This is a genomic window from Bacillus sp. DNRA2 (assembly GCF_012843265.1).
Taxonomy (GTDB): domain Bacteria; phylum Bacillota; class Bacilli; order Bacillales; family Cytobacillaceae; genus Bacillus_BU.
This window is the reverse complement of record NZ_JABAIT010000022.1, coordinates 62851-71772: the sequence shown is the minus strand read 5'-3', so window position 1 is coordinate 71772 and position 8922 is coordinate 62851. Positions and strand designations below refer to the sequence as shown.

8 protein-coding genes are annotated in these 8922 nt (G+C 40.8%); 4 read left to right on the top strand and 4 right to left on the bottom strand.

Features of this window, described 5'->3' with window-relative positions:
- Positions 1-138: 138 nt before the first annotated feature.
- The 4 genes from hemY to hemE form a co-directional block, all read right to left on the bottom strand.
- Complete coding sequence (hemY, locus tag HHO41_RS17290) at positions 139-1554, bottom strand: protoporphyrinogen oxidase (RefSeq protein WP_169100961.1); 1416 nt, start codon at positions 1552-1554, stop codon at positions 139-141.
- A gap of 38 nt (positions 1555-1592) precedes the next feature.
- Entirely contained in the window at positions 1593-1763 is a 171-nt protein-coding gene (locus HHO41_RS17285; protein WP_169100959.1) for a hypothetical protein, read from the bottom strand.
- A 9-nt stretch (positions 1764-1772) separates the two neighbouring features.
- On the bottom strand, positions 1773-2708 hold the full coding sequence (gene hemH / locus HHO41_RS17280; protein WP_169100957.1) for a ferrochelatase: 936 nt from the start codon (positions 2706-2708) through the stop codon (positions 1773-1775).
- A gap of 185 nt (positions 2709-2893) precedes the next feature.
- On the bottom strand, positions 2894-3940 hold the full coding sequence (gene hemE / locus HHO41_RS17275) for a uroporphyrinogen decarboxylase (RefSeq protein ID WP_169100955.1): 1047 nt from the start codon (positions 3938-3940) through the stop codon (positions 2894-2896).
- A gap of 276 nt (positions 3941-4216) precedes the next feature.
- Between hemE and HHO41_RS17270 the strand changes: the two genes are divergently transcribed.
- From HHO41_RS17270 to HHO41_RS17255, 4 genes are all read left to right on the top strand, one after another.
- Entirely contained in the window at positions 4217-4735 is a 519-nt protein-coding gene (locus HHO41_RS17270; protein ID WP_169100953.1) for an antibiotic biosynthesis monooxygenase family protein, read from the top strand.
- Between the two features lie 189 nt (positions 4736-4924).
- On the top strand, positions 4925-6325 hold the full coding sequence (locus HHO41_RS17265; RefSeq protein WP_169100951.1) for a head-tail connector protein: 1401 nt from the start codon (positions 4925-4927) through the stop codon (positions 6323-6325).
- Between the two features lie 418 nt (positions 6326-6743).
- A complete protein-coding gene (locus tag HHO41_RS17260; protein ID WP_169100949.1) occupies positions 6744-7478 on the top strand; it encodes a response regulator transcription factor in 735 nt (244 codons plus the stop codon).
- Positions 7456-8829 (top strand): ATP-binding protein, encoded by a 1374-nt coding sequence (locus tag HHO41_RS17255; RefSeq protein WP_169100947.1) that lies wholly within the window; start codon positions 7456-7458, stop codon positions 8827-8829. Before HHO41_RS17260 ends, HHO41_RS17255 begins: the two co-directional genes overlap by 23 nt.
- The last annotated feature ends 93 nt before the right edge of the window (positions 8830-8922 follow it).

The window sequence follows — 8922 nt, the reverse complement described above, 5'->3', positions numbered from 1 at the left end:
TCAACCAGTCGTTTCATCGAAATGACGTCTCTGTCAGATAATTAAAAGAAGAGTGCTGACTGGATCAACACTCCATGCGACTGCCCGTCGCACAAAAAGGCACCGCAACATTACGGTGCCAAATAGCTACTTTGTTTGTCATTTTCTAAGAAAGTTTAATACTTTCTCAACGGTTGCCTCAGCCTGGTCGATACAATCAGGAACTCCAATTCCACGATAGGAACTGCCTGCTAAATATACCCCGGGCATGTCTTTGGCAACCTGATTTGTTACATATTCAAGCCGTTTTTGATGTCCAACTGTATATTGAGGCATTGAATCCTTCCAGCGCGTCACAACCGATAATTCCGGTTTTTCGGTAATGGCCATTGTCTTATTTAAGTCATCCAATACAATATTGATGATTTGATCATCTGAAAGATCGACGATTGTTTCATGACCTGGTCTGCCTACATAACATCGTAGCAAAACTTTACCTTCAGGTGTACTGTGCGGCCACTTTTTATGTGTCCAAGTGCAGGCGGTAATCGACGAATCACTATTCCTAGATACAACAAAACCTGTTCCATCAATATCTTTTTTGATAGCTGATTTCGAAAAGGCTAAGGCGACAGTGGCTACCGAGGTAGCGGGCACTTCTTTAAAAACTGAAAAATATTTGTATTGCGAGAATATCGATGCTGCAACATAATGTGGCACAGCAACGACAACACTATCAGCAATGATTCTTTCCCGGCTATTTAACTCTACCTCATATTCTTCGCCAACTTTTCGAACTGATTCAACACGGTAGCCCTTTATGACGGATTGCGGCAAGAGCTTTGCTTCGATGGCTTCGACAAACGATTGCAAACCAGTTGCCACGGTAATAAACTGACCTTTCTTCGCTTCCGTGTCGGTTGAACTTTTCGGCTTGGTTGGTGTCGATTTTCTCATTCCTAAAATCAAACTGCGATATTTTTGCTCAACCTGATAAAACTGCGGAAATGTTGATTGTAAGCTTAATTGGTCGATATCACCAGCATAGATCCCTGACAATAACGGTTCAATTAGATTCTCCAACACTTCATCACCAAGGCGGCGACGGAAAAAATGCCCAAGTGATTGATCCTCTTTTTGCCGCGAACGCGGAATGATCAAATCTGCTGCTGCTCGCATTTTTCCGGTCACGGAAAATAATTGTGTCGTTATAAATGGAGCGACTTCAGTTGGAATCCCCATAATTGAGCCGCCCGGCATCGGGTAAAGTCGTTGATTGGCAAAAATAAATGACTGACCTGCTGAATTGTTTACTAGCTTATCAGATAGGCCTACTTCATTTGCCAGCCTCAGCGCACTTTGCTTACGCTCTAGAAATGAATCCGGACCTCTTTCAATAACGTACCCATTCTGAACAACCGTTTGCATCTTTCCCCCAAGACGATGCGATGCTTCAATTAGCTTCACTTCAAAAGGCAGGTTTTGTTGGATTGCTTGTTTTTGTAAGTAGTACGCCGTAGCTAGCCCGGTTATTCCTCCCCCAATAATCACTACCCTTTGTTTCTTTTCTAGCATGGTTAAACCCTTCTTTTCGGTTTATTCTCTATGTTCTGTTAAGCATGAGTGTTGATTTCCGCTGCAGGCACTTCGCTTTCCGCGGGGCGTGCGGTGAGCCTCCTCGGCGCAAAGCGCCTGTGGGGTCTCACCTGTCCCGCTGCTCCCGCAGGAGTCTTCGTGCCTTCCGCTCCAATCAACTGTGAAAAATCAACACTACGCTTTAACATATCTATTCACTAAATTGAAGACAATTTATTTAAGATTACTGTTGCCATAGCATCGATAAATTCAGGCTTTGAGTTCGGCATTTCTGGGCGATAGTAGCTTGCTCCCACTCTGTCTGTTACGGCTTTACATTCCGTGTCATTATCATAGAGTACCTCTAAATGGTCAGCAACAAAACCAACAGGAGTGTAGACAAACGCCTTATAGCCATCTGTTTCAAATAGTTCAGCTGTTAAGTCTTGAACATCCGGACCCAACCATGGCTCAGGAGTATTACCGGCACTTTGCCAACCAACAGCATAATGTTCAATTCCCGCTGCTTTGGCAATTAAATCAGCTGTTTCCTGTAGCTGTTTTGGATAGGGATCACCCATTTGGATAATTCTAGCTGGCAAGCTATGGGCTGACACAATTAACATGGATTGCTGTCTTTCAGCTTCTGGCATATTGTCGTATGTATTACGAACTTGCTTCGCCCAATATTGAATAAACTTTGGTTCCTGATACCAGCTTTCTACACAGATAATTGTTGGGCCGCCATGCTTTGCAGCTTCTTCCTGAGCTCGTCCATTGTATGATTTTATACTAAAGGTAGAAAAGTGCGGAGCTAAAACGATGCTGACTGCTTCCTCAATTCCATCCTCATGCATCGCTTTTACTGCATCTTCAATAAATGGTTCAATATGTTTAAGACCAAGATATAATTTGAATTCAATATCATCTTGGATTGTATTTAAGTGCTGTTCAAGCTTCTCGGCTTGGTCAAGCGTAATTTTTGCAAGTGGTGAAATGCCCCCAATCGCTTCATAACGATTTTTCAAGTCTTCGAGCATTTCAGGGGTAGGTTTACGGCCATGGCGGATATGTGTGTAATATCGTTCAATATCCTCTTCTTTTGTCGGTGTTCCATAGGCCATTACTAGAAGTCCCATTTTCTTTTTACTCATTTGTCTCCACCTATTCTCTACTTTTATCTACCTGTGTATTTTCCCAAAAAAGTATCAATTTTACCAACAAAAAAACTTCTAATACAGAAGAAGCCCCAAAAAGTAGCTAAGATTCTTCCATTCGGAAGAAAATCACTTAGGAACTCAGGGGGCTTTCTCTTTAAAATACTCTTATGTTTGAAAAATTAACCTTGTAGCTTTGATGCAGAATACTCATGAATAAAGGTAGTAAGTCGTTTTAAAGTATCTGGGTTCACCTGTGGGAATACACCGTGCCCAAGATTAAAGATATATCCTGGTTGTGCCATTCCTTGATCTAAAATCGCCTTAGCTTTTTCTTCAATTACTTCCCATGGTGCAAGTAGAATAGCAGGGTCTAAGTTTCCTTGAACTGTTTTATTGATTCCCATTGAACGAGCTTGCTCAATTGATAAGCGCCAATCTAAGCCAACAACGTCTAAAGGAAGGTCATTCCACTCAAGAGCTAAATGGCTTGCGCCAACACCAAACATAATTAATGGTACACCTTCAGCTCTTAATTCAGAGAAAATCCGTGTCATTACAGGCTTAATGAAATAACGGTAGTCTTGTACATTTAAAGCACCAACCCAAGAATCAAAAATTTGGACTGCTTTAGCACCCGCTTTAATTTGAGATTTTACATAAGTAATCGTTGTATCACCAAGCTTGTCCATTAACGCGAACCAAGCTTTAGGATCAGTGTACATAAAGGCTTTTGTTTTATTGTAGTTTTTAGAAGGACCGCCTTCGATCATGTAGCTAGCCATTGTAAATGGTGCACCGGCAAAACCGATTAACGGTACTGATAATTGCTCTTGTGTTAAAATACGAATCGTTTCAAACACGTAAGGAAGATCTTCCTCAGGATGTATTTCACCAAGCTTTTCTACATCTGCTAAAGAAGTGATTGGGTTAGTAATAACAGGACCAATGCCTGATTTTATATCAACATCCACACCAATTGCAGGAAGTGGCGTCATAATATCTTTATAAAGAATTGCAGCATCGACATTATAATTATCAACCGGTAGGCGTGTCACGTACGCGCACAATTCTGGCTGATGAGTAATTTCGAATAAAGAATACTTTTCTTTTATTTTTCGGTACTCTGGTTGTGAACGACCAGCTTGACGCATATACCAAACTGGAACATAATCTGTTTTTTCACCTCTGGCTGCTTTTAAAAAAGTTTCGTTGATCACTTTCGTCATTAACATATATCCACCTTTCAAGACTTCTAGTTCTTACTTTTAGTATATACTAAAACCGAAAAAAACTAATTTAATCCTAGACATAACTGTTTCCAATATATCCTTTTCTTTTATAGTTGTATAGATTACGCTTTCAAATGTCGATAAATTGACGTTTTTCACACATTTATTTATGGAGGTTTCTGGTCGATTTTAGCAGGATTGGGTTATAGCTTTATTGAAATTATAAAGAGAGAATCAACCTAATTTAAATATAAAGAATGAGGTGAACTGCTGATGAAAGTGTACATGACTGGTGGAACCTATGATTATTTGTCAAAAATTAAAAGCAATCATCCGAACGAAACGATGCAACTGATGGTGTTTGAGGACCAAGCCCTCTTGCTGCATGAGACAGATGGTGAAACGATCTTTAAGGAGCCTCGTAATTATGAAGTTCTTGATTCGGTTGGTATGTTTTCAAAAGCTAGATTTATTATGATGAACAATATCCCTGTTGCCGATGAAGGACGGGCCTTATTTGAGCATCGCTTTAAAAATCGGAACCGTTCGATTGAAAAAATGCCTGGCTTTGTTGGGATTCGTGTACTCCGACCGTTAAGCTCTGACACATACGTTATCGTCACTCTTTGGGAAGACGAATCAGCTTTTGAAGGCTGGAAAAAATCTGAAGCATTCGGTAAGGCCCATGGAAAGCCTGCAACAAGCGGCACGGAAGGCTCATCTCCGAAAAAAATCTTTTCTGGCTCATCATTTGTAACTAAGTATTTCGTACCGGAGAATACCGAAAGCTAAATATTTGTCTCGTTTTATAAGGTATGCTTTAGTATATTTATCAAAGAATGGGTATGCTCATCTTAAAAATGACGTCTCCCATTCTTATTTTTGTACCATTTTCATGCGCCGCTCACATCTTCTCCTTGTTATCATATTCTGTATTACATCCGAGTAAAACATAGACGGATGACGGAAGGAGAGAAAATTATGGGCGTTGATTTAACAGCGCTGCACTGGATATATGTGACGTTCATCGTTCTCATCATTGGCTTTATGGTCATGCGGCGTGATACTAGCATCGTTTGTATCGTTGGCATTTTTCTCATTGCGATTACGGCAACAGGATCGCTGAGTGCCTCGGTTAGCAGTATCTTTGCAAGTTTTATTTTTGCCATTACTGAACTTCTTTCCACCATCCTCGTTATCTCCATCATTGTTGCGATGAGCAAAACATTAACCACAACTGGAATAAATGACGTTATGATTTCCCCCTTTACGAAATTCATTCGTACTCCTGCCCTCGCTTATTGGACAATAGGAATTTTGATGATGGTCATCTCTTGGTTTTTCTGGCCTTCACCTGCTGTTGCCTTGCTAGGAGCAGTCCTGCTTCCAGTTGCAGTTCGTGTTGGCTTGCCAGCATTAGGTGTTGCCATGGCAATGAACTTATTCGGCCATGGGATCGCACTTTCAGGGGATTATATTATTCAAGCAGCGCCAAAACTGACGGCGGACGCTGCAGGGCTACCTGTTAGCGATGTTATTAATGCCAGCATTCCGCTCGTTGTAGTGATGGGCTTTGTTACAACAATATCTGCCTTTTATTTTTTAAAGCGTGACATGAAATCAGGAAAGTTAACAGTTGATTCATCTCAATCTGTTCTACCAATAAAGCCGTCTGATGAGGCTAATCAAACATTGTTGTCAATTAATCAAAAAAGGTTTTTCGCATTGTTTATTCCAGTTCTATTTGCACTGGATGTTGTCGCGATGTTTATGTTCGACCTTCAAGGGGGCGATGCCACTGCACTTGTTGGTGGAACTTCTATTATCATTTTGCTTATCATTACGATGGTGAGCCATAAGCACCAAGGGTTAGAAAAAACGACAAGCTATTTAATCGACGGATTTCAATTTGGCTTTAAAGTATTTGGTCCAGTCATACCGATTGCAGCCTTCTTCTACCTAGGTGATTCTGGATTTACGACGATAATCGGTGATTTCCTTCCAAAAGGTTCTCACGGCATTGTGAATGATTTAGGTTTGGCCCTCGCTAATGTCGTTCCACTTAGTAAAGAGGTTGGCGCTGTTACGTTGACTGTTGTCGGTGCGATTACGGGATTAGACGGATCAGGATTTTCAGGCATTTCCTTGGCAGGCTCGATTGCCAGTCTATTTGCCACAGCAATTGGCGCCGGAGCTGCAACGCTTACGGCACTTGGTCAAATTGCTGCCATCTGGGTCGGCGGTGGCACATTAGTTCCTTGGGCATTGATCCCGGCAGCAGCTATCTGTAATGTCGATGCCTTTGAATTAGCACGGCGTAATCTTAAGCCAGTCCTCATCGGCCTCGTCGTCACCACCATCGTCGCTATGTTTTTAATCTAGCACCGCATTAACGTGCTGGGGGACAGTCCCCCAGCGCAGTAATGCTTTAGCGAAGTGGGGGACTGTCCCCCAGCGCTTTAAAGCAAAAAAAGAAGCTAGCCCAATGCGGCTAGCTTTTCTATATGTTATGGGAGTTTTATGACCTTTTAATACAATCATGCAATGCAATTTATAATAAAAGGGAGGTTTTTTGAGCTTTTTTGAGCAATATGATTAATTTAAGGATTTTTCAATATTTTTAGATTGGAAAGCTTGTTTGTTCGCTAATTTTTACTTTTTGCGACCATTCACCTCTTCCTCTTGAATATATAATATAAATATCGTATGTAGAACTTATGTGGAAGTTATGTGGAAGTTATGAAGATTATTTTTTCATATAGCAACAATGATAAGATACGTTGTATAAGGAGAGATCAGCATGGAAACGACCATCTTACTAGTAGACGATGAAAGAATGATTGTCGAAGTACTTGAAGCCTATCTACTGAAAGAAGGATATAAAGTAGTCACATCAGATAATGGCGTTGACGCCCTCCGAAAGGCGGACTCTGTCAAACCTGATTTAATTGTTTTAGATTTAATGCTACCCGATATCTCCGGTGAGGAAATATGTCGTCTTCTTCGGAAAGAGTCAGACGTACCCATCCTCATGCTGACCGCAAAATCAGGCGAAGATGATCGGATTAATGGAATCGTCATCGGTGCCGATGACTATGTGACAAAACCGTTTAGCCCTAAAGAAGTCGTTGTGAGAATTCAAGCGATATTAAGAAGAACCAATAAACAAGGACAAGCTGCACCTGAACCACAAGCTGATATCCTTACTTATAACCAAGGCGAGCTTGTTCTCGATTTAACCAAAAAGGAAATCCTCTTCCAAGACACAATTGTCAACGTAACACCAATCGAATATAAATTGTTATCCAATATGGCAAAATACCCTGGGCGTGTGTATAGCCGCATGGATTTACTTGAGAAAATTCAAGAGGATGGTATGTCCTACGAAGGCTATGAACGCAGTATTGATACACACATTAAAAATCTGCGTAAAAAAATTGAGGCAGACCCACGTGACCCAAAATATATTTTAACGGTGTTTGGAATGGGTTATAAATTTGGAGGAGCAGCGGATGCTAAAAACTCTTCGCGCTAAAATTCTCTTTTACTTTTTATTAGTCTCACTATCAGGAATCTTAATTGTAAGCTTTAGCATTCAATGGGGCTTTGAAGCGAGTTTTAACCATTATATCAATGAAGACCGCAACGAAAGAATCAATCAATTAGTAAAGGCATTAAAGCTCGAATACAAAGAAAATCGAACCTTTACAGGAGAGCGTGTCACCCAGCTCCTCTATCAGCAAGGTACAACCGATCGCCTCTTTTATAAAATATATACACCTGACGAAATCCTCCTTATTGATTCCACTTCAATAAGTAAGGATGAAATTCCTTCTGATAATGAACTGAGAATGAATCCTTATCAGGATGAAACTTGGCAAACAGCATCAGAGCTAATTAAAGTGGATGGAAACACGATTGGACTGCTTAAGGTTTATTACCCAAAAGGATTTGTCGATAGTGAATCCGTCTTCCTGCAAACGATTCAGAAATACCTTTTGATTGCGGTGGTCATTACCATCATTCTCGCATTAGCGTTTAGTATGCTGTTCTCAAAACGACTAACTTCTGGTTTGAACAGTTTATCTGCAGCGGTAGAAGAATTAACCAAGCATAAACAAAACGTAAGGGTTCCCCTAGATAATTTATCTGAAGAAATGAAGCAACTCGGATTTGCTTTTAATGAACTGGCAATGTCCTTAGAAAAAGAAGAACGCCTCCGTAAAGAATTTACCGGCGACCTTGCCCATGAGTTAAGAACACCGCTCGCAACATTGCGCAGCCAAATTGAAGCATTTCAGGATGGCATTTGGGAACCAACGCCTGAGCGGCTTCAACAAAGCCATAGCGAATTAATGCGACTCGTTCGCCTCGTCAATGAGTTAGAAAAACTGTTAGCAGCTGAGAACCCGCAAATTCGTTTAAATAAAACAGAGCTAGAAGCTGGAAAAATGGTTGCATCGATTCAGCAACTGCAAACGCCTATTTTTAAAGAAAAGGGCGTCGATTTAATCATCAACTTACCCGAAGAAAAGATTACCTTTAACGGTGATTTAGATAAAGTGACACAGATTCTCACGAATGTCGTCAATAATGCTCTGAAATATACACCAGAGGGCGGAACCGTAACGATTTCGGCCTTAAAAGACAAAAGCATGGGTGGATTCACAATCCAGGATCAGGGAATTGGGATTGCTGCACAAGACCTCCCTCATATTTTCGAACGATTTTATCGAGGCGATAAATCTCGCGCCCGCAAAACAGGTGGTGTCGGAGTTGGTCTATCAATCGTAAAGGCATTGGTTGAAGCACACAAAGGAACTATCACAGTTGAAAGCGAACTAGATAAAGGATCGACTTTCACAATTTTATTTCCTTTAAAATAAACCCGGTACCCTGTTTCGAATTCGACTAAATAAAATAGCTGACCGCTTGAACTTATCCAACAAGCTCAAATGGTCAGCTATTTTCACATATTT